Raw genomic sequence first — 18,997 nt, 5'->3', positions numbered from 1 at the left:
GCCGCGCCTCGTCCATCGCGGCCCGATTGGCTATGCTGGCGTCGAACGGCCGACCGGGCCGAACCGGCCCCGACAGGCCGGGCGCATAACGAGACAGGGCAGCATGGCGAAGAAGATCCTGGTGATCGGCATAGGCACCGGCAATCCCGAACATGTTACGGTGCAGGCGATCAACGCACTGAACGAGGCGCGGGTCTTTTTCGTGCTCGACAAAGGCGAGGCAGCCGAAGACCTCGTCAGGCTGCGCGAGGAGATCTGCGCGCGCTATATCCGCGATCCCGGCTACCGCGTGGTCAAGGCAGCCAATCCGGAACGCGACAAGGCGAGTGCCGACTACCACGGCGCGGTGGATCGCTGGCATCAGGACCGCGCCGCGTTGTACGAGGCGCTGATTCGCGACGAACTCGGCGCCGACGAATGCGGCGCCTTTCTCGTCTGGGGCGACCCCTCGCTCTACGACAGCACCTTGCGCATTCTCGATCAGGTGCTCGCGCGCGGGGTGATCGCCTTCGACGTCGAGGTCATTCCCGGCATCACCAGCCCGCAGGCGCTCGCGGCGGCGCACAGGATACCGCTCAACCGCATCGGCGCGCCCGTGCGCCTGACCACCGGCCGCCGGCTCAGCCACGACCTCGACGCCAGCGCGGATGATTGCGTGGTGTTCCTGGACGACGGTTCGGCGCTCCAGGGCGTCGCCGACCGCGATCTCCAGGTCTATTGGGGCGCCTATCTCGGCGCCCCCGAGGAAATGCGCGTGTCCGGCCGGCTCGGCGACGTTGCCGCCGAGATCGACGAGAAGCGCCGGCGCGCGCGGGCCGAACGCGGCTGGATCATGGATCTCTACCTGCTGCGCCGCGCGGACGCCGGCCGCGCATGAGGCTTGAGCCTGGCGGTGGTCCCGGCCCGCGCCGGAGCCTGGCCATCGCGGTTGTCGGCGCCGGCATCGCCGGTCTCGCGGTCGCGACGCGGCTCGACCGGGCCGGCCATCGCGTCACGGTGTTCGAGCGCTTCGATGCGTCCCGGCCGGTCGGCTCGGGCCTGATGCTGCAGCCGACCGGCCTTGCCGCGCTGGAACGGCTCGGCCTGCGCGCCGCCATCGAGCGGCGCGGCGCGCGCATCGATCGCCTGCACGGCAAGACCGACCGCGGCACGACGATTTTCGACCTCGGTTATGCCGACCTCGATCCCGCGCTCTATGCGGTCGCGGTGCATCGCGCCGCCCTGCATGGCGTTCTCTGGCAGGCCTTCGCGGCCGGCACGGCCGGGCTCGAAACCGGCTTCGCGGTGGCCGGTCTCGGTGACGGCCACGCCGACGGCGCGCTGTCGCTCATCGACGGGGCCGGCCGCCGCGCCGGCCCGTTCGCGCTCGTCATCGACGCATCGGGCGCCCAGTCGAAGCTGCGCGGCCGTCTCGCGGCGCATCGGCCGAAGCCTTATCCCTACGGCGCGGTATGGACCACCGCACCCGATATCGGCATTGCTCCCGGCCGTCTCGACCAGCGCTACGTCGCGGCCCGCACCATGCTCGGCTATCTGCCGATCGGCACCGTCGACGGCACGGGCGAACCGCTCGCCGCGCTGTTCTGGAGCCTCAAGCCGGGGGACCATATCTCCTGGCGCGACGGCTTCGCCCGCTGGCAGGCCGAGACCGCGAGGCTCTGGCCGGCGCTGGCGCCCCTCGTTGCCGCGCTGGACGGGCCCGATTGCTTCACGCTGGCGAGCTATCAGCACTTCACCGCTGGCCGGTTCCACGACGGCCGCCTCGTGCTGATCGGCGATGCCGCCCATGCCACCTCGCCACAATTGGGGCAGGGCGCGAACCAGGGGCTGCTCGATGCCGTGACGCTTGCCGACGCGCTCGATTCGACACCCGATCTGCAGGCCGCGCTCGATCGCTTCGAGCGCGCCCGCCGGCGCCCGGTGCGCTTCTACCAGACTGCCAGCGCCCTGATGACTCCGTTCTTCCAGTCGGATTCGAGATCCTTCGCCCTGATGCGCGACGTGAGCTTCAACCGGTTGAAATCCATACCTTATCTTCGGCGGGAGATGGTCCGCATGCTGGCCGGGCTGAAGACCGGCCCGCTCACCCACGAAAGCCCCGCCGCCATTGCCGATCCCTTCGGCCGGCCGGGGCTGAAAGTCCCGTCCTGATCGGACCGAGCGATCCGGCCGGCGCGCGTCCGCCGTTAAGATTTCATCAACCATCAAGGTCCAGCATTGCCACCGGCGCCACGTTTTGGTCTCATTTGACCCGAAGATGGAAGGGTCTATTAACGTCGGCCATGACATGCGCGGTTGCAGCATGTGCCAGACGTGAGACAAAACGGGCCGTCAGTGTCCGAGGAATGCGGCGGAGCGAGCGATTTGAATTTCATGACCAGCACGGGCGTGTCCGGCGCCTTCGCCTGCGATCGTAAGACCGCGCTTCGCACCGTGGTGCTCGCCGGCGTCAGCCTCCTCGTCACCGGCTGCGTCTCGCAGAACCAGACCGCCCGCAACGGCCGCGTCGATACGTTCAACACGCGCTACGGCGTTCATTCCAGCCCGCGCGTCGTCGCCGATGGCCAGCCGATCCCGCGCGGCGGCGGCGTCTACCGGGTCGGCCGTCCCTATACGATCGCCGGCCGGCGCTATACCCCCTACGAAAAGCGGGAAGGGCACTCGGAAGTTGGCGTCGCCTCCTGGTACGGCCGTCAGTTTCACGGCCGCCTGACCGCCAACGGCGAAGTCTACGACATGAACGCGCTGTCGGCGGCTCATCGCACCATGCCGATGCCGAGCTATGCGCGCGTCACCAATCTGCGCAACGGCCATTCGATCATCGTGCGCGTCAACGACCGCGGTCCGTTCCACGCCAACCGCGTGGTCGATCTGTCGTCGCGTGCTTCGCATCTCCTCGATTTCCGCGGCCACGGCGTCGCGCGGGTGAAGGTCGAATATGTCGGCCGTGCCCCGCTCGAGGGCTCCGACGACCGCATGCTGCTCGCCACCCTGCGCACCGACGGCACCGCCGCCCCGATGCCGAGCGGCGTCGGCGCGGGCGTAATGGTCGCCTCCGCCGCGCCGTCTTTCGTGCCGCAGAGCGCGCCGCAGCCGGCCGTCGTCGAAAATCGCGGCATCGGCACGCAGATCACCGACGCCATGCCGCTGCCGCCCGAGCGGCCGTTCGATCTCGGCCTCGCCGCCGGCGGCGCGACGACAGTCGTCGCCTCGGCGCCGGCACGCCAGGCCGATCCGGTCGTCACCACGGCCGCCGCAGCCGCGAGCACTTCCGCCCCGACCATCGCGCCCGTGCCGACGCCGTCGCCGGTTGCCGCCCCGGCGCCGACTGCGGTTGCCACCGCGCCCAGCCAGCCGCCGGCTCTGGCATCCGCCTCCACCCGTTCCGCCACGCTGCCGGGTACGGCTGCGCCGACCGCCGTGACGAGCGCCTATGCCGCTCCGCCGGCCCAGCCGCCGGTCATCGCCGCCATGCCGGGCACGCCCGCCCCGGCGCGCGCGACCATCGGCCTCGGCAGCCTTTACTGATCGCCGATCGGCACGCTTGATTTCGTCGGCCTTGCGCCCCATGCATGGGGCATGCAAGGCACGACACGGGCAAACGAAATCCAGCTGAATCGAAGGCCAGCCTGGTGCCGGTGGGCGCTGGCGCTGGTCTTTTCGGTCGCGATCATCGGCCCGCTCGCCGCTCAGGACTCGTTCCAGACCACCGTCCGCAACGCCATCCTGCTCGATGTCGGCACCGAATCGGTGCTGTTCGAAAAGGCGGCCGACGAAGCGCAGGCTCCCGCCAGCCTTGCCAAGCTGATGACCATGGCGATCGTCTTCGAGGAATTGCGCCAGGGCCGGCTGCTGCCGGACCAGGAGGTGGTGATCTCGACCGATGCCTGGCGGCGCGGCGGGGCGCCGTCGCGCACATCGTCCATGTATGTGGCGGTCAATTCGCGCGTCAAAGTGCAGGATCTGATCCGCGGCGCCGTCATCCAGTCCGGCAACGACGCCTCGATCGCGCTCGCCGAGGCGATTTCCGGCACGGAAGCCAATTTCGTCCAGCTCATGAACAAGCGGGCACGCGAGCTCGGCCTCGTCCACTCGGTCTTCCGCAACGCCACCGGCCTGCCGGATCCCGAGCAGCGGGTCACCGCGCGCGAGATCGCGCGGCTCGCCGAGCACATCATCAAGACCTATCCGGAACGGTACCCGGTCTATTCCGAGCGCGAATTCACCTGGAACAACATCCGCCAGCAGAATCGCAACCCGCTGCTCGGCACCTATAACGGCGCCGACGGGCTGAAGACCGGCTATATCGAGGAGGCCGGCTTCAATCTGGCAGGCTCGGCCGTGCAGAACAATCAACGGCTGATCGTCGTCGTGATGGGCGCTCGTTCGCTGCAGGAACGCACCAACGAGGCGCGCAAGCTGCTCGACTGGGGATTCCGCTCATTCGAGCTGCGCGACCTCTTCGCGGAAGGCGAGGCGATCGGCGACGTCAGCGTCTTCGGCGGCAGCGCCGGCACGGTCCCGGTCACCGCCGGCAAGGTCGTGCGCCTGCTGCTGCCGCGCGGCCAGTCCGACCGGGTCTCGGCGCAGATCGTCTATCAGGGGCCGGTGCGGGCGCCCGTGCGGCAAGGCCAGGAGATCGGCAAGCTGCGGGTGCTGCGCGGCACCCAGCTCGCCCTGGAAGTGCCTGTCTATGCGGCCGCCGATGTCGGCGTCGGCTCGCTCTCCCAGCGGGCGCTGCAGGGGGCATGGGAAGCCGCCGCCGGCTGGCTGCGCTCCGGAGTCGCCCGGCCGTGACCGCAGCCAAGACATCGGCCAAGGCGGCCGCCAGGACGCCGGCCAGGCCCTCGGAGCCGGCGCGGCGCGGCCGCTTCATCACCTTCGAGGGCGGCGAAGGCGCCGGCAAGTCGACCCAGGCGCGCCGTCTTGCGGAGCACCTGGCGAGCCTCGGCATCCATGCCGTGCTGACGCGCGAGCCCGGCGGCTCGCCCGGCGCCGAGATCATCCGGCATGTGCTGCTGAGCGGCGCGGCCGAGCCCTTCGGCCCGGAGGCGGAGACCATCCTGTTCGGCGCGGCGCGGCGCGACCACCTGAACAGCACCATCCTGCCGGCGCTGCAGCGCGGCGACTGGGTCATCTGCGACCGTTTCGCCGATTCCACTCGCGTCTATCAGGGCCTTGCCGGCAAGGTCGATCCCGCCTTCATCCAGGCGCTGGAACGGCTGACCGTCGGCGCCGACCGGCCGGACCTGACGCTGGTGCTGGACCTGCCGCCGAAAATCGGCCTCGCCCGGGTGGCGAACCGCCAGCAGGGCACGCTCGACCGGTTCGAGCGCGAGGGGCTCGCCTTCCACACCAAGCTGCGCCAGGGCTTCAAGGCGCTGGTCGAGGCCGAACCCGAGCGCTGCCGCCTGATCGACGCCGCGCGCGAGCCCGACCTGGTTGCCGCCGACATCCGCCAGCAGGTCCTGGCCCGTTTCGACCTGCCGGCGCGGCTGGTGGCGTCATGATCGAGGAGAACGCCGCCGACCGCCTCGACGGGGCGCCGCACCCGCGCGAACGTTTCGTGCTGATCGGCCATGGCGAAGCCGAGCGCAGCCTGCTCGATGCCTATCGTGGCAGCCGCATGCACCATGCCTGGCTGATCAGCGGCCCCCAGGGCATCGGCAAGGCGACGCTCGCCTACCGCTTTGCCCGGTTCGTGCTGGCCAACCCCGATCCCGCGCGGCTCGCCCCGGCCGTCCCGGACCTGACGGTCGCCTCGGAGCATCCCGTCAGCCGGCGTATCGTCGCCGGCGCTCATCCCGACCTCCTGGCGCTACGGCGCATCGCGGAAGCGGGCAAGGACAAGATCCCGCAGGACATCTCGGTCAATGCCATGCGCGAGATCGTCCGCTTCTTCGGCTCGACGGCGGGCGAGGGCGGCTGGCGCATCTGCATCGTCGACGCCGCCGACGATCTCAACCGGTCGAGCGCCAACGCTCTCCTGAAGCTGCTCGAGGAACCGCCGCCGCGTTCCCTGTTCCTGATCGTCGTGCACATGCCGGGCCGGCTTCTGCCGACCATCCGCTCCCGCTGCCGGACCCTGCCGCTCGCGCCCCTGAGCGAAGCCGAGCTCGTCGCCGGCCTCGGCAGTTTCGACGAGGTGAAGATCCCTGACGACGAGGCCCATGCCATTGCCCGGCGCGCCGAGGGCAGTCTCAGGCGCGGCCTGGAGATTGCCGAGGGCGGGCAGGCGGCCTTCGCCGCCGCGGTGGAGACCGAGCTCGCGCGCCTGCCCGCCACTGATCCGCAGGCCCTCCATGCGCTCGGCGACAAGCTCGCCAGGCGCGACGATACCCAGTTCGACCTGTTCCTCGACGCCGTGACCCACCATATCCATGCCAGCGTCCGCGCCGGCCTCGGCGAGGGCGCCCGTCGCCTTGCACCGCTATCCGAGGTGTGGGAGAAGATCGACACGGCGGCGGCGCAGGTGCGCACGTTCAATCTCGAACGCAAGCCCTTCGTTTTCCAGGTTTTCGGCTGGCTTGCCGAGGCTGGCCGGCGTCGGACCTGACCTCAAAGCCTCTCTGACCGCCAAGCCTGCTCAAACTGCAATCATCGAACGATCACCATGGCGAAGCCGCGCTTCTACGTCACGACTGCCATTTCCTATCCCAATGGCGCCCCGCATATCGGCCATGCCTACGAGGTCATCGCCACCGATGCCATTGCGCGCTTCATGCGCCATGACGGTCACGACGTGTTCTTCCTGACCGGCACCGACGAGCATGGCCTGAAGATGATGCAGACCGCGGCCCGCGAGGGGCTGACCGCGCGCGAGCTGGCCGATCGCAATGCCGCGGCCTTCCGGGCCATGGCGCAGGCCCTCGCCATTTCCAACGACGACTTCATCCGCACCACCGAGCCGCGCCACTACCGGGCGAGCCAGGCGATCTGGGACGCGATGGTCGCGGCCGGCGACATCTATCTCGGCGGCTATGAGGGCTGGTACTCGGTACGCGACGAGGCTTATTACGCCGAGGACGAGACCACCGTCGGCGCCGACGGCGTCCGCGTCGGCGCCCAGGGCACGCCGGTCGAATGGACCAAGGAGGAGACCTATTTCTTCCGCCTGTCCAAGTACCAGGACCGGCTCATTGCCCATTACCAGGCCCATCCCGACTTCGTCGGACCGGACACGCGCTTCAACGAGGTGATCAGCTTCGTCAAGGGCGGTCTCGCCGACCTCTCGGTGTCGCGCACCACCTTCGACTGGGGCGTGCCGGTGCCCGGCGCGCCCGGCCACGTCATGTATGTCTGGGTCGACGCGCTGACCAACTACATCACCGGCGTCGGCTATCCCGATACGACCGACCCGCAATGGCAGCGCTGGCCGGCCGACCTGCACGTCATCGGCAAAGACATCGTCCGCTTCCATGCCGTCTACTGGCCCGCCTTCCTGATGTCGGCCGGCCTGCCGCTGCCGAAGCGCGTCTTCGGCCACGGCTTCCTGTTCAACCGCGGCGAGAAGATGTCCAAATCGGTCGGCAACGTCGTCGACCCCTTTGCCATGGCCGAGGCCTATGGCGTCGACGCCATGCGCTACTTCCTGCTGCGCGAAGTGGCCTTCGGCAATGACGGCTCCTATTCGCACGAGGCGATCGTCGCGCGCACCAATGCCGATCTCGCCAACGATCTCGGCAATCTCGCGCAGCGCTCGCTGTCGATGATCGCCAAGAACTGCGGCGGCGTCCTGCCGCAGCCGGGCGCCTTCTCGGACGACGACAAGGCGATCCTGGCGGCGGCCGAGGCCATGCTGCCGGCGGCGCGTGAGGCGATGGCGAGCCAGCAGATCCACCGCTACCTGGAAACGGTCTGGACTGTCGTCTCGGACGCCAACCGCTATTTCGCCGCGCAGGCGCCCTGGGCGCTGCGCAAGACCGATTTCGCGCGGATGGAGACGGTGCTCTACGTCACCGCCGAGATCATCCGGAAGGTCGCGATCCTCGCCCAGGCCGCGGTGCCGCTCGGAACGGCGCGGCTGCTCGATCTCCTGGCCGTGCCGGCCGAAGCGCGCAACTTTGCCGATCTCGCGACGCCGCTGGCGCCCGGCACCGCCTTGCCGGCGCCCGAAGGCATCTTCCCGCGTTATGTCGAGAAGGCGGAGGGATCGGCCTGATGTGGGTCGACAGCCACTGCCATCTCGACTTTCCGGACCTTGCCGCCGATCACGGCGCGCTGCTCGCACGCGCCGCGGCGGCCGGCGTCGGCACGGTGGTGACGATCAATACGCGCGTGCGCCGCTTTGATCAGATCCGCGCCATCGCCGAGGCCCATGACGGCGTCTGGTGCTCGGTCGGCACCCATCCGCACAATGCCCATGAGGAGCTGGACGTGACGGCGGCCGAGCTGGCCGCTCTCGCCGCGCATCCGAAGGTCGTCGCCATCGGCGAGGCGGGGCTCGACTATCACTACGACCTGTCGCCCCGCGAGGCGCAGGAGCAGGGATTTCTGACCCATATTGCCGCGGCCCGCGATACCGGCCTGCCGCTGGTGATCCATGCCCGTGAGGCGGACGCGCGGGTGGCCGACATCCTGCGCACCGAAATGGCCAAAGGCGCCTTCAAGGCGGTGCTGCACTGCTTCACCGGATCGGAAGAGCTCGCCATGGCCGGCATCGCGCTCGGCCTATACGTGTCGTTTTCCGGAATTGCAACCTATAAGAGTGCAGCCGATCTGCGCCGGATCGCCGCACTCCTGCCGGCCGACCGCATCCTCGTCGAGACCGACGCGCCCTATCTCGCTCCGGGCAAATACAGGGGCAGGACCAACGAGCCGTCCTTCGTCATCGAAACCGGCAAGGTGGTGGCCGAGGCCCGCGGCGTCGCGCCGGACGTCCTCGCCCGCCAGACCACCGACAACTTCTACCGCCTGTTCGCCAAGGCCGATCGCGGCCAGCGGCTCCAGGGCGCGTGACGCGGCCACCATGACCCTGACGCTCACCATTCTCGGCTGCGGCTCCTCGGGCGGCGTGCCGCGCGTGGGGCAGGGGTGGGGGGCCTGCGATCCCGCCGAGCCGAAAAACCGCCGCCGGCGCTGCTCGCTGCTGGTCGAGCGGCAGGGGCCCGACGGCGTGACCAGCGTGCTTGTCGACACCGGCCCGGACCTGCGCGAGCAATTGCTGACAGCCGGGGTCCGGCGGCTCGACGGGGTGGTCTATACCCACGACCATGCCGACCACACCCATGGCATCGACGATCTCCGGCCCCTCGCGCTGATGATGCGGCGGCGGGTGGAGGCCTATGCCGACGCCACGACGCGCGGCACGCTCGAGACCCGTTTCGGCTATTGCTTCGCGTCGCCCCCCGGCAGCGACTATCCGCCGATCATCAACCTCAATCCGCTCGAGCCGCACCGACGCCTGACCATCGACGGTCCGGGCGGACCGGTCAGCGTCATGGCCTTTCCGGTTCTCCACGGCGCACCGTACCAAGCTCTCGGCCTGCGCTTCAACAGAACCGTTTATTGCCCTGATATCAACGTTTTGATGGATGAATCCTCACGCTATTTCGAGGATTGCGAACTGATCATTCTCGATGCCCTGCGGTTTACCCGCCACCCCACGCATCTGAGCGTCGACGAAGCGCTGGCACTGATCGAGCGATTCAGGCCGGAACGGGCGATCCTGACCAATCTGCACACCGATATCGACTACAACGCCCTGGTCGCGCGGCTGCCGGATGGCGTCGACGCGGCCTATGACGGACTGACGACGACGATCGGCTGACCAGCGGCCGGGCAGGGGCGTCTGATGCCGAGCCGCCCCAGAAGATGTCCTTCTCGCTGCGCTCGCACCTTGCCGTGAGCTCGGGGCAGCCCCTCAGATGCGGGCCAAGGACCTCTTGGGCTCGACGCTTCATCGCCGCGACGCCGAGACGGCGCTCATTGCGCCTCATCCGAAGGCAAGAGCGCAGCGGGCCGCGACCGGCCGCTGGCCTGCATGGAAGGCTGTCGGGACCGAACGGCCGCGCCTCAAGCCTGCAGCTTGCGGAACACGTCCATCAGCTCGGCCACCTTGCGCCGCTGCTCGTCCTTGTTCCCCGACGCGATCGCGTGTTCGACGCAATGGCCGACATGGTCCTTCAGGACCTCTTCCTCGACCCGTTTCAGCGCCGCGCGCACGGCGGAAATCTGCGTGACGATGTCGATGCAATAGCGGTCCTCGTCGACCATGCGCGAAATGCCCCGCACCTGACCTTCGATCCGGCTGAGGCGTTGCTGGCACGAGGCCTTGGTGTCCTTCTGCATGGTTGCAGTATACCCCCTACGGGTATATATCGCAAGGGGGGCACGTACCCCCAGGGGGTAATTGGCGGCGAGGAGCGGACATGGCGACGGACGACCACAGGCACATGTCGAACGGCCAATGCTGCGGCGGCAAGCCGCCAGCAGCGCACGACCAAGCCCAGACCGCGCACGGGGCAGGGCATGCGGGCCACCGGCACCACGGCCACGCGCATGGCGGCCATGACATGGCGCTGGCGCATCGGGTCAAAGATCCCGTCTGCGGCATGGATGTCGACCCGGCGACATCGAAGCACCGGCACGACCATGCCGGCACGACCTATCATTTCTGCTCGGACGGCTGCCGGAGCAAATTTGCCGCCGATCCTCAGCGCTATCTCGCGCCGGCCGGGGCCGTGGACGCCCCAATGCCCGAAGGCACCGTCTATACCTGCCCGATGCATCCGGAGATCCGCCAGAACGGTCCTGGATCCTGCCCGATCTGCGGCATGGCCCTGGAGCCGGCGGTCGCGACCGCCGACAGTGGCCCGAACCACGAGCTGATCGACATGACCAGGCGCTTCTGGATCGGCCTCGCTCTGGCGCTGCCGGTCTTTGTCCTGGAAATGGGCAGCCATCTGGTGCCGGCGCTGCATCATCTGGTGGCGCCGAGAACCTCGATCTGGCTGCAGCTGATCCTGGCGACGCCCGTCGTGCTCTGGGCCGGCTGGCCGTTCTTCGTGCGCGGCTACCAGTCGCTGGTCACGCGCAACCTCAACATGTTCACGCTGATCGCCATGGGCACTGGCGTCGCCTGGCTCTACAGCATGGTAGCGGCCCTGGCTCCGCAGATCTTCCCGGCCGCGTTCCGCGCCCAGGACGGCACGGTCGCGGTCTATTTCGAGGCGGCCGCGGTCATCACCGTGCTCGTCCTGCTCGGCCAGGTCCTGGAGCTGCGCGCCCGCGACCAGACCTCGGGCGCCATCAGGGCGCTGCTCAATCTCGCCCCCAAGACGGCCCGGCGCATCGCCGCCGACGGCAGCGAGGAGGAGATCGCGCTCGATCTCGTGGCGGTCGGCGATCGGCTGCGGGTGCGTCCGGGGGAAAAGGTGCCGGTCGACGGCCGGGTGGTCGAGGGCCGCTCGTCGCTGGACGAATCCATGGTGACGGGCGAATCCATGCCGGTCGGCAAGGGCGAGGGCTCGGCCGTCATCGGCGGCACGCTCAACCAGTCGGGCGGCCTGGTCATCGAGGCCGAGAAGATCGGGCGGGACACCATGCTCGCCCGCATCGTCCAGATGGTCGCCGAAGCCCAGCGCTCGCGCGCGCCGATCCAGCGGCTCGCCGATACCGTCTCGGGCTGGTTCGTGCCGCTGGTGATCGTCATCGCCATCATTGCCTTCGCGGTCTGGGCCACTGTCGGCCCGGAGCCGCGCTTCGCTCATGGGCTGGTGGCGGCCGTCGCGGTGCTGATCATCGCCTGTCCCTGCGCCCTCGGCCTTGCCACGCCCATGTCGATCATGGTCGGGGTCGGCCGCGGCGCCGGGCTCGGCATCCTCATCAAGAACGCCGAGGCGCTCGAGCGCCTCGAAAAGGTCGACACGCTGGTGGTCGACAAGACCGGCACGCTCACCGAGGGCAAGCCCGCGGTGACCGCGGTCGTGCCGGCCAACGACCATGCCGAGGACGCGGTGCTGCGGCTCGCCGCCGGCGTCGAGCGGGCGTCGGAACATCCCCTGGCGCTGGCGATCGTCGCGGCAGCCGAGGGCAGGGGGATCGCCCTGCCCCCGGTCAGCGACTTCGATTCGCCGACCGGCAAGGGCGCCAAGGGCCTTGTCGAAGGCCATAGGGTCGTGATCGGCAATGCCGCTTTCCTGGAGTCGGAAGGCATCGCGCCCGGCACCGCGGCCGAAGCTGCCGACGGCCTGCGCCGGGACGGCGCCACGGCGATCTTTGTCGGCATCGACGGCAAGATCGCCGGCACGATCGCCATTGCCGATCCGGTCAAGCCGACGACGCCGGAAGCGCTCAAGACCCTCCGGGAGCAGGGCCTCCGGATCGTCATGCTGACCGGCGACAACCGCGTCACCGCGGCAGCCGTCGCGCGCCGGCTCGGCATCGACGAAGTCGAGGCCGATGTCCTGCCGGACCAGAAAAGCGCCGTGGTGGAGCGCCTGAAGCGCGAGGGCCGCGTGGTTGCCATGGCCGGCGACGGCGTCAACGACGCACCGGCGCTCGCCGCCGCCGATGTCGGCATCGCCATGGGCCACGGCACCGACGTCGCCATCGAGAGCGCCGGCGTGACGCTGCTCAAGGGCGATCTCAACGGCATAGCCAAGGCCCGCCAGCTCTCCCGGGCCACCATGGCCAATATCCGGCAGAACCTGGTCTTCGCCTTCATCTACAACGCCGCCGGCGTTCCGGTGGCGGCCGGGCTGCTCTATCCCGTCTTCGGCGTCCTGCTGTCGCCGATCCTGGCCGCCGCAGCCATGGCCTTGTCGTCGTTCAGCGTCATCGTCAACGCGCTGCGCCTGCGCGTCCAGAAGATCTGATTTTTCACATAAAATCATGCGATTGACTGACGATATGAAAGTGCATTGAGAGATGAATTCCAGGTTGTGCGGGCAGGGGGCATGCATCGCCCTGCCCGCCGAAGCGCTCGCCGCAGCAAGCAAATGCGGATAGCGTGCACGGGTCCCGAAAAATCTGCCACGAGGCCCGAAAAACCGTGCCGATCGCCGCCGATTCCGTCACGATCCTCGCTTCCGTCGCAGTCCTGTGGGCCTTGGCGGCGGTCTCTCCGGGGCCGAATTTCGTCCTGACGGCACAGCTTGCCGTCACGCGGTCGCGACGCGACGGGCTCATGGCGGTCGGCGGCATAGGCTTCGGCACCGTCATCTGGGGTTTTGCCGGCTGTTTCGGCGTCCAGGCGCTGTTCGTTGCGGCGCCATGGCTCTATGCCGGCCTGAAGCTCGCCGGCGCGGCCTATCTGATTGGCATGGGCCTGCGGCTCATCTGGCAAAGCCTTGGCCCGCGTGGCGCCGCCGGCGAACCGGCCGATGCCGCGGGCGGCCAGATCTCGCGGCGGCGCTCGGCCTTCGTCCTCGGCCTCGTCACCACGATCGCCAATCCGCGCTCGGCCGTGTCGGTCGCCAGCATCTTCGCCACCACCATGCCGGCCAAGCCGCCGCTGGGCCTCGGCGTCATGGTGATCGCCGTCATGGTGGCGGTCTCGGTCGCCTGGTACGCGATCGTCGCCTTGCTGTTCACGCTCGGCGGGCTCGCCGGCGCTTATCGGCGCGGTCGTCGCTGGGTCGACCGGATCACCGGCGCTTGCTTCCTGGCGTTTGGCGCGCGGCTCGCCATGGAACGATGAGCGGTGGCGCGAGACAGCACAAAGGCCGGCAACGCAAGGACTTGGCGGCAACGCCTGGACATTGCCGGGGCCTGTTCCGGAGACTCATTTAGGTTCCATAATATGTCTTATGCGAATCATCGATGCCGGTATCCGCCGACGATGGAATGTCTCCCCTGATACGGTATGGCGCCCGTCCAATGCACCGGCGGGCTGACGATCGCCGTCATGCCGCGATCGCCTAGCGACCCGCGGCGTTGATCGTGTCCGGTCCCGGCGCCATCTGAAGCGACCGTGTGATCCCCTGGCGCATCCGACCCAACCGATCGAGGCCGTCCATGTCCTATTTCGATTGCTATCTGATCCCGGTGCCCACGGCGAAGCTGGCCGCCTACAAGGATTTTTCGGCGCGGATGGCCGTGGTCTATCGCGAGCACGGCGCAGTGCGGCTCGTCGATTGCGTGCTCGATCCCGACACCGTCGACGGCGCGCAGTTCCATGCCGACGGCGCGCAATCCGCGCTCGAAGGCGCAGCGCTCCGGGGCTTTCCGGCGGCCGCCGCCGTGCGCGAGGGCGAGACCGTCGTGCTCTCCTGGACCGAATGGCCGAGCAAGGAGGCGCGCGACGCGGCCTTGCCGCGCGTGCTCGCGGATCCGCGGGTTCAACCCGACGATGATCAGGAGATGATTTTCGAAGGCCGCCGCCTGATCGCCGGCGGCTTTCTCGCGCTGCTCGACCTCGCGGCCGCTGACCGAGGCGGAAAATAGGCCCTGGCCGCCCGCCGGTCAGCCGAAGGTCGCAAGCGTTACCCTGGCCGCCTGCAGGAATTGCATCCGTGCTGCGCATGCCCCTTCGCTCCGACGGCGAAGCTCGGCGCCCTCGCCCGCCAGGACCAGCATGGCCGCGGCGATTTCCGGCTCTGACAATCCGGCCTGCCGGCAGAGCTGGGCCAGCGCCTCGCGGCAGGCCTTCCTGGCTTCGCGCGTGCCTTGCCCGTCGCCCTGGCCATCATGACCGCCGTCCGGGCTCTGACCGGACATCCGGCCGTCGCGATGGTTGCGACCGATCCTCTCGGCCGCCCGTTCGATCCAGCCCTGCAGCCGCGCCTTCGCCGCGCGCCGGCGCGTCGCCGCCGTGGCGCTCCGGAGCCGATCGCCCGCGAGGCGCCGGTCGTCTTCGACATGCGGATACGGCCCTGCCGCCCATGAGGCGGGCTCGAACCGACGGGGCAAGGTCCGGTCGATCATGTCCCGGTTCGGCTGTGTGTCCTGTGCCATGGCGTGCCCCTGCTGGTGTTGCCCAAGCCCGCGCCTCTTCGTTGCGCGAAGAGCGCAGCCCCTGCCCGCATGCGATCGGCCAGCGTCGAACAAGGCTTCCGACCGGCTGCGCACGCCGCGCCCAGTCGCGTCGCGGCTCGCCTCTACGCGGCCCTCGGGTCCGGAAAGTCGGCCGAAGCCCCGTATCCGGTCCGTGGAAGCTTGTTCGTGTCTCGGTTTCGTTATAAAAGGAGAATGTCTCCGCTTTTTATACGGAGACACTCTCCGTTTATCAAGGGGTTTCTTCCGTGGCCCAACAGGGCGAGCCGGCCGCCGGCCGAAAACCGAGAGCCGACGCGGCACGCAATCACGCCCGCCTGCTGGCGACCGCGAAGGCGGTTTTCGCCGCCAAGGGGTCGAATGCCAGCCTCGACGAGATCGCCCGGATCGCGGGCGTCGGCGCAGGCACGCTCTACCGTCATTTTCCCAACCGCGATGCTCTGGTCGCCGCGGTCTTCCGCAACGAAACCGAGCAGCTGGTGGCGGCCGCGGATCGGCTCGCCGGCATGCACCCGCCCCTTCCGGCGCTGCGCGAGTGGCTCCTGGTCTTCGTCGACTTCGTCACGGCCAAGCAGGGCATGCAGGAATTGCTGGAGCCGATCCTCGTCGGCATGAACGAGCTCAAGTCGGAGTCCTCCGCGCGGATGAAGCAGGCGGCCTCGCAACTGGTCGATGCCGCGGTGGCGAGCGGCGACATCAGGCCCGGCCTCGATCCCCTGGACCTGCCGCTCGCCCTGGTGGGCGTTGCGAAATTCAGCCCGGACGGCGACGGCGCACCGGCGGCAAGACGGCTCGTCGATATCCTGATTGCCGGCGTCCGCGCCGCGCGATAGGCGGTCGGACCGCCGCCGCACCGCGCCATCGCGCGTGAAGGCTCGGCCGGTTGCGCAGGATCGCCGACTGCGGCTTTTCCCGCTGCACCGACGGCATGCGATATGCCGGAAGCTGCCCATCGCGCCTGAAAAAGAGCCGTCGTTCGGCGGGTCAGCGACGGATCTCCTCATCGCCCGGCGGCTCGAACAGGGCCGCCCATGAGTCGAGGTCTTCCGGATCGATGGTGGCTCCGGACGGCGCGTCGCGGTTGCGGGCGGCGACCCGTCGCTTCAGCTCCTCGATCGGCGCCGCGAGATAATGCAGGCGCGTCGTCGCACCATGAGCCGCCGCGGCCGACCGATAGGCGTCACGTTCCGCACGTGACCAGAAGCCGTTTTCGAGGATGACGCTGACGCCGCCCGCCAGCAATTGCTGGCCGAGCGCCCATTGCAGCTGTTCCACCCGCTCGCGCATGGTCTCGTCATGGAGGCTGGAACCGAGCGCCAGAAGCCATTCGTCGGGCGAAAAGCGGATGCCCTCCCCGGCGGTTTCGAGCCGGCGCGCCAGTGTGCTCTTGCCCGAGCCCGGCAGGCCGCAGATGAGGTGCAGCGTGGCCATGCTGCGATCCTAGCGGCGTCGGGGCCCCAGGTCGCGTCGAGCGGTGCGACGCGCAGGCCTTTTCGCGATGCCTCCCGTTCAATGCGCGGCGCCCGCCACATGCCGGAGCTTGTCGGGATTGCGCACGACATAGATGGCGACGATGCCGCCACCGGCGATCTCGAGGGCCGTCGTCTGCAGGATGCCGTCGCGCTCGACCGTGACGAAGCCCGGCAGGCCGTTGATCCGGCCATAGCGCACGAGCTTCGACGGCGCGGCGGCAAAGAACGGCGCGAAACGGCCGAAGAAGCGCGTGACCTGGTCGCGCCCGGCGGTCGGCTCCTTGCGGGCAGGCGCCCTCCCGCCGCCGTCGGCATAGAGGATGACGTCGGCCGCGAGCAGGCTGCGCAGGGCGGCCGTATCGCCCGCGCGCGAGGCCTGGAAAAAGGCTTCGGCAATCGCCAGGCCCTGCTCCGGCGCCACGGGGTAGCGCGGCCGGTCCGCACGGATATGGGCGCGGGCGCGGCTTGCCAGCTGCCGGCAGGCGGCCGGTTCGCGTCCGATCGTCGCGGCGATCTCTTCGAAGTCGAGGCCGAAGACGTCGTGCAGCAGGAAGGCGGCGCGCTCCAGCGGCGACAGGCGTTCAAGAGCCATCAGGAGCGGCAGGGTGACGTCGTCGCACTCCGCCTCGCCGGTTTCGACCAGCGGTTCCGGGAGCCAGGGTCCGAGATAGGTTTCGCGCCTGCGCCGTCTCGCCTTCAGTCGGTCGAGCGCCAGGCGCGTCACGACACGCCGCAGGAACGCCTCCGGCTCGCGCACGGCGGCGCGATCGGCGGCGAGCCAGCGCAGGAAGGCGTCCTGGACGGCATCTTCGGCATCCGACACCGATCCCAGCATCCGATAGGCGATCCGGACGAGGCCGGGACGCAACGGCGCGAAAGCGGCCGCCGCGTCCCGATCCTGCGGCGGCGTCATCAGGCCGCCGCCTTCGCTTCGGCCGGATGGACGGCCCTGAAGCCGATCTTGATCCGGTTCCAGGCGTTGACGAGGCCGATCAGCAGCGTGAGCTTCACCTGTTCAGCCTGCGTGAAGTGACGGCTGAGCGCCGCATAGGTCTCGTCAGGCGCATGGGTCAATGAGATCAGCGTCAGCGCTTCGGTCCAGCCGAGTGCCGCCTTTTCGCGGTCGGTATAGAGCGTCGACTCGCGCCAGGCTCCGAGAAGATGCAGCCGGTCTTCGGTCTCGCCGAACCGCCGCGCGTCGATCACGTGGTGATGGATGCAGAAGGCGCAGCCATTGATCTGCGAGGCTCTGGTCATGACGAGTTCCTGCAGCCTCGGATCGAGCTCGCCGTCGCGCAGCGTCTTGCCGAGCTCGATCCATGGCTGCATGGCCGCCGGATTGGCAGCAAAGGGATCCAAGCGTGTCGTCATGGCCATCTCCTCATGGGGCGTGCGGAGACAGGACGACATGGGGGCCTCGTTTGTGACATGCGGGATCGGCCTTTTTCCGAAAGCCGGCGATGAACCGGAATGTCCGAGCATGTCCACGCGTCACTGCCCGTCGCAACGGCGCGGACGGCAGCGACGAAGGCGGCAACTCCGTGGCGCGCCGGGCATGTCCGCCACGCGGCATTTCGGCTCTTCCCGCGCCGCTGTTCAGATGGAATGCTGTGGCGCTCGCCTCCCTTACAGGACCGCCCGCCATGACATCGGTCGATTTCGTCAATGTCTTCACCCATGGCGGAGCGGGCGGAAACCCCTGCCCGCTGGTTGCCGACGCCCGCGGCATGAGCGCCGGCGAGATGCAGGCCGTGGCGAGGGCCCATGGCCATGAATCCGGCTTCGTCCTGCCGGCCGAGACGGAGGACCACGATCTCGCGCTGCGCTTCTTCGTGCCGAACCATGAAATGGAAATGTGCGGCCATGCCACGGTGGGCGCGCTCTGGCTGCTGGCGCGCCAGGGGCGGCTCGCGGCGGGATCGACGGTGCGGGTGGCGACGCGCGCCGGACCGGTCACCGGCTTCCTGACAATGGGTCCGGATGGCGAGCCCCAGGTCGAGATCACCCAGCCCGCGGGCCGCGTGGCGCCGCTGCCGCGCGACCGGACCGACGACGTTCTGGCCGCGCTCGGCATCGGGCGCGACGCGCTCGCCGACCTGCCCGTGCACAATGCCGTCACCGCGAGAACCAAGACCCTGGTGCCGATGAAGGACGTGGAGCGGCTCGATGCGCTCGTCGCCGACCCCGCCGCGATCGAGCGGGTCTGCCGTGCCATCGGCTCGACCGGCCTCTATCCCTATGCCGTCGCGAGGCCGGCGGAGCGGACTTTCGAGGCCCGCCAGTTCCCGCGTTCGTCGGGCTACCCGGAGGATGCGGCAACCGGCATTGCGGCCGCCGCCCTGGCCTTCGGCCTGCTCGCCGATGGCACCATCACCGCAGACGATCGCCCGATCCGCATCTTCCAGGGGCGCGCAATGGGCCGACTTTCCGAGATCCGCGTCCGGATCGGTTTTGCCGGCGGCCGTGCCATCGGCTGCCTGATCGGCGGCGCCGTGACGCCGCGGGCCGATGGCATGGGCGAACATTGATCCCGGGCGCGGGAACGGCGCCCCCCGCCTCGCACGCATCCGGTCCGACATCATCTTGCG

Annotated in this window: 19 protein-coding genes; 14 read left to right on the top strand and 5 right to left on the bottom strand. The window is 69.1% G+C overall.

All coding sequences use genetic code 11. The features are described 5' to 3' along the window. Positions 1 to 103 precede the first annotated feature (103 nt). The 9 genes from cobF to OZ671_RS20265 all read left to right on the top strand — a co-directional run bounded on the left by cobF (position 104) and on the right by OZ671_RS20265 (position 9,769). The gene (gene cobF / locus OZ671_RS20305; RefSeq protein WP_268862438.1) at positions 104 to 877 is read left to right on the top strand and encodes a precorrin-6A synthase (deacetylating); all 774 of its coding nucleotides are present in this window, start codon (positions 104 to 106) and stop codon (positions 875 to 877) included. After that, the gene (locus OZ671_RS20300) at positions 874 to 2,151 is read left to right on the top strand and encodes an FAD-dependent oxidoreductase (protein ID WP_268862437.1); all 1,278 of its coding nucleotides are present in this window, start codon (positions 874 to 876) and stop codon (positions 2,149 to 2,151) included. The genes cobF and OZ671_RS20300 overlap by 4 nt, the downstream gene beginning before the upstream one ends. A gap of 222 nt (positions 2,152 to 2,373) precedes the next feature. Beyond that, positions 2,374 to 3,528, top strand: coding sequence for a septal ring lytic transglycosylase RlpA family protein (locus tag OZ671_RS20295; RefSeq protein ID WP_268862436.1), 1,155 nt, complete (start codon positions 2,374 to 2,376; stop codon positions 3,526 to 3,528). Positions 3,529 to 3,579: 51 nt separating this feature from the next. Beyond that, positions 3,580 to 4,797 (top strand): D-alanyl-D-alanine carboxypeptidase family protein, encoded by a 1,218-nt coding sequence (locus OZ671_RS20290; protein WP_268862435.1) that lies wholly within the window; start codon positions 3,580 to 3,582, stop codon positions 4,795 to 4,797. Beyond that, a complete protein-coding gene (gene tmk / locus OZ671_RS20285; protein ID WP_268862434.1) occupies positions 4,794 to 5,510 on the top strand; it encodes a dTMP kinase in 717 nt (238 codons plus the stop codon). The genes OZ671_RS20290 and tmk overlap by 4 nt, the downstream gene beginning before the upstream one ends. Continuing rightward, on the top strand, positions 5,507 to 6,556 hold the full coding sequence (locus tag OZ671_RS20280) for a DNA polymerase III subunit delta' (protein WP_268862433.1): 1,050 nt from the start codon (positions 5,507 to 5,509) through the stop codon (positions 6,554 to 6,556). The genes tmk and OZ671_RS20280 overlap by 4 nt, the downstream gene beginning before the upstream one ends. Before the next feature lie 57 nt (positions 6,557 to 6,613). Next, entirely contained in the window at positions 6,614 to 8,161 is a 1,548-nt protein-coding gene (gene metG / locus OZ671_RS20275) for a methionine--tRNA ligase (RefSeq protein ID WP_268862432.1), read from the top strand. After that, complete coding sequence (locus tag OZ671_RS20270; RefSeq protein WP_268862431.1) at positions 8,161 to 8,958, top strand: TatD family hydrolase; 798 nt, start codon at positions 8,161 to 8,163, stop codon at positions 8,956 to 8,958. Before metG ends, OZ671_RS20270 begins: the two co-directional genes overlap by 1 nt. Positions 8,959 to 8,968: 10 nt before the next feature. Then, the gene (locus tag OZ671_RS20265; RefSeq protein WP_268862430.1) at positions 8,969 to 9,769 is read left to right on the top strand and encodes an MBL fold metallo-hydrolase; all 801 of its coding nucleotides are present in this window, start codon (positions 8,969 to 8,971) and stop codon (positions 9,767 to 9,769) included. A gap of 245 nt (positions 9,770 to 10,014) precedes the next feature. On the opposite strand, the gene OZ671_RS20260 is transcribed toward OZ671_RS20265, so the two are convergent. Next, the gene (locus OZ671_RS20260; RefSeq protein ID WP_268862429.1) at positions 10,015 to 10,290 is read right to left on the bottom strand and encodes a metal-sensitive transcriptional regulator; all 276 of its coding nucleotides are present in this window, start codon (positions 10,288 to 10,290) and stop codon (positions 10,015 to 10,017) included. An 80-nt stretch (positions 10,291 to 10,370) separates the two neighbouring features. Between OZ671_RS20260 and OZ671_RS20255 the strand changes: the two genes are divergently transcribed. From OZ671_RS20255 to OZ671_RS20245, 3 genes are all read left to right on the top strand, one after another. After that, complete coding sequence (locus OZ671_RS20255) at positions 10,371 to 12,818, top strand: heavy metal translocating P-type ATPase (RefSeq protein ID WP_442957107.1); 2,448 nt, start codon at positions 10,371 to 10,373, stop codon at positions 12,816 to 12,818. Between the two features lie 176 nt (positions 12,819 to 12,994). Further along, complete coding sequence (locus tag OZ671_RS20250; protein WP_268862428.1) at positions 12,995 to 13,642, top strand: LysE family translocator; 648 nt, start codon at positions 12,995 to 12,997, stop codon at positions 13,640 to 13,642. Between the two features lie 317 nt (positions 13,643 to 13,959). Next, positions 13,960 to 14,388: a DUF1428 domain-containing protein gene (locus OZ671_RS20245; RefSeq protein ID WP_268862427.1), complete on the top strand. Its 429-nt coding sequence runs from the start codon at positions 13,960 to 13,962 to the stop codon at positions 14,386 to 14,388. Positions 14,389 to 14,406: 18 nt separating this feature from the next. On the opposite strand, the gene OZ671_RS20240 is transcribed toward OZ671_RS20245, so the two are convergent. Next, on the bottom strand, positions 14,407 to 14,898 hold the full coding sequence (locus tag OZ671_RS20240; RefSeq protein ID WP_268862426.1) for a hypothetical protein: 492 nt from the start codon (positions 14,896 to 14,898) through the stop codon (positions 14,407 to 14,409). A 287-nt stretch (positions 14,899 to 15,185) separates the two neighbouring features. Here OZ671_RS20240 and OZ671_RS20235 point away from each other — a divergent pair, with 287 nt between their 5' ends. Next, the gene (locus OZ671_RS20235) at positions 15,186 to 15,770 is read left to right on the top strand and encodes a TetR/AcrR family transcriptional regulator (protein ID WP_268862425.1); all 585 of its coding nucleotides are present in this window, start codon (positions 15,186 to 15,188) and stop codon (positions 15,768 to 15,770) included. A gap of 151 nt (positions 15,771 to 15,921) precedes the next feature. Here the strand turns inward: OZ671_RS20235 and OZ671_RS20230 are convergent, their stop codons facing one another. From OZ671_RS20230 to OZ671_RS20220, 3 genes are all read right to left on the bottom strand, one after another. Beyond that, positions 15,922 to 16,368: an AAA family ATPase gene (locus OZ671_RS20230; protein WP_268862424.1), complete on the bottom strand. Its 447-nt coding sequence runs from the start codon at positions 16,366 to 16,368 to the stop codon at positions 15,922 to 15,924. A 78-nt stretch (positions 16,369 to 16,446) separates the two neighbouring features. Continuing rightward, a complete protein-coding gene (locus OZ671_RS20225; RefSeq protein ID WP_268862423.1) occupies positions 16,447 to 17,322 on the bottom strand; it encodes a sigma-70 family RNA polymerase sigma factor in 876 nt (291 codons plus the stop codon). Further along, positions 17,322 to 17,738 (bottom strand): carboxymuconolactone decarboxylase family protein, encoded by a 417-nt coding sequence (locus OZ671_RS20220; protein ID WP_442957109.1) that lies wholly within the window; start codon positions 17,736 to 17,738, stop codon positions 17,322 to 17,324. The genes OZ671_RS20225 and OZ671_RS20220 overlap by 1 nt, the downstream gene beginning before the upstream one ends. A gap of 314 nt (positions 17,739 to 18,052) precedes the next feature. Here OZ671_RS20220 and OZ671_RS20215 point away from each other — a divergent pair, with 314 nt between their 5' ends. Next, complete coding sequence (locus tag OZ671_RS20215) at positions 18,053 to 18,937, top strand: PhzF family phenazine biosynthesis protein (protein WP_268862421.1); 885 nt, start codon at positions 18,053 to 18,055, stop codon at positions 18,935 to 18,937. The last annotated feature ends 60 nt before the right edge of the window (positions 18,938 to 18,997 follow it).

Origin of the sequence: Phreatobacter sp. AB_2022a (assembly GCF_026847585.1) — a bacterium.
Lineage (GTDB): Bacteria > Pseudomonadota > Alphaproteobacteria > Rhizobiales > Phreatobacteraceae > Phreatobacter.
This window is presented reverse-complemented; position numbering and strand designations above follow the sequence as displayed.

Bases quoted from the DNA above. Each gene is read 5' to 3' on its own strand.
- OZ671_RS20260 (WP_268862429.1), bottom strand. From the start codon at position 10,290: ATGCAGAAGGACACCAAGGCCTCGTGCCAGCAACGCCTCAGCCGGATC.
- OZ671_RS20265 (WP_268862430.1), top strand. From the start codon at position 8,969: ATGACCCTGACGCTCACCATTCTCGGCTGCGGCTCCTCGGGCGGCGTG.
- OZ671_RS20215 (WP_268862421.1), top strand. From the start codon at position 18,053: ATGACATCGGTCGATTTCGTCAATGTCTTCACCCATGGCGGAGCGGGC.
- OZ671_RS20300 (WP_268862437.1), top strand. From the start codon at position 874: ATGAGGCTTGAGCCTGGCGGTGGTCCCGGCCCGCGCCGGAGCCTGGCC.
- metG (WP_268862432.1), top strand. From the start codon at position 6,614: ATGGCGAAGCCGCGCTTCTACGTCACGACTGCCATTTCCTATCCCAAT.
- OZ671_RS20230 (WP_268862424.1), bottom strand. From the start codon at position 16,368: ATGGCCACGCTGCACCTCATCTGCGGCCTGCCGGGCTCGGGCAAGAGC.
- OZ671_RS20270 (WP_268862431.1), top strand. From the start codon at position 8,161: ATGTGGGTCGACAGCCACTGCCATCTCGACTTTCCGGACCTTGCCGCC.
- cobF (WP_268862438.1), top strand. From the start codon at position 104: ATGGCGAAGAAGATCCTGGTGATCGGCATAGGCACCGGCAATCCCGAA.
- OZ671_RS20245 (WP_268862427.1), top strand. From the start codon at position 13,960: ATGTCCTATTTCGATTGCTATCTGATCCCGGTGCCCACGGCGAAGCTG.
- OZ671_RS20295 (WP_268862436.1), top strand. From the start codon at position 2,374: ATGACCAGCACGGGCGTGTCCGGCGCCTTCGCCTGCGATCGTAAGACC.
- OZ671_RS20280 (WP_268862433.1), top strand. From the start codon at position 5,507: ATGATCGAGGAGAACGCCGCCGACCGCCTCGACGGGGCGCCGCACCCG.
- OZ671_RS20220 (WP_442957109.1), bottom strand. From the start codon at position 17,738: ATGCAGCCATGGATCGAGCTCGGCAAGACGCTGCGCGACGGCGAGCTC.
- OZ671_RS20290 (WP_268862435.1), top strand. From the start codon at position 3,580: ATGCAAGGCACGACACGGGCAAACGAAATCCAGCTGAATCGAAGGCCA.
- OZ671_RS20240 (WP_268862426.1), bottom strand. From the start codon at position 14,898: ATGGCACAGGACACACAGCCGAACCGGGACATGATCGACCGGACCTTG.
- OZ671_RS20225 (WP_268862423.1), bottom strand. From the start codon at position 17,322: ATGACGCCGCCGCAGGATCGGGACGCGGCGGCCGCTTTCGCGCCGTTG.
- OZ671_RS20255 (WP_442957107.1), top strand. From the start codon at position 10,371: ATGGCGACGGACGACCACAGGCACATGTCGAACGGCCAATGCTGCGGC.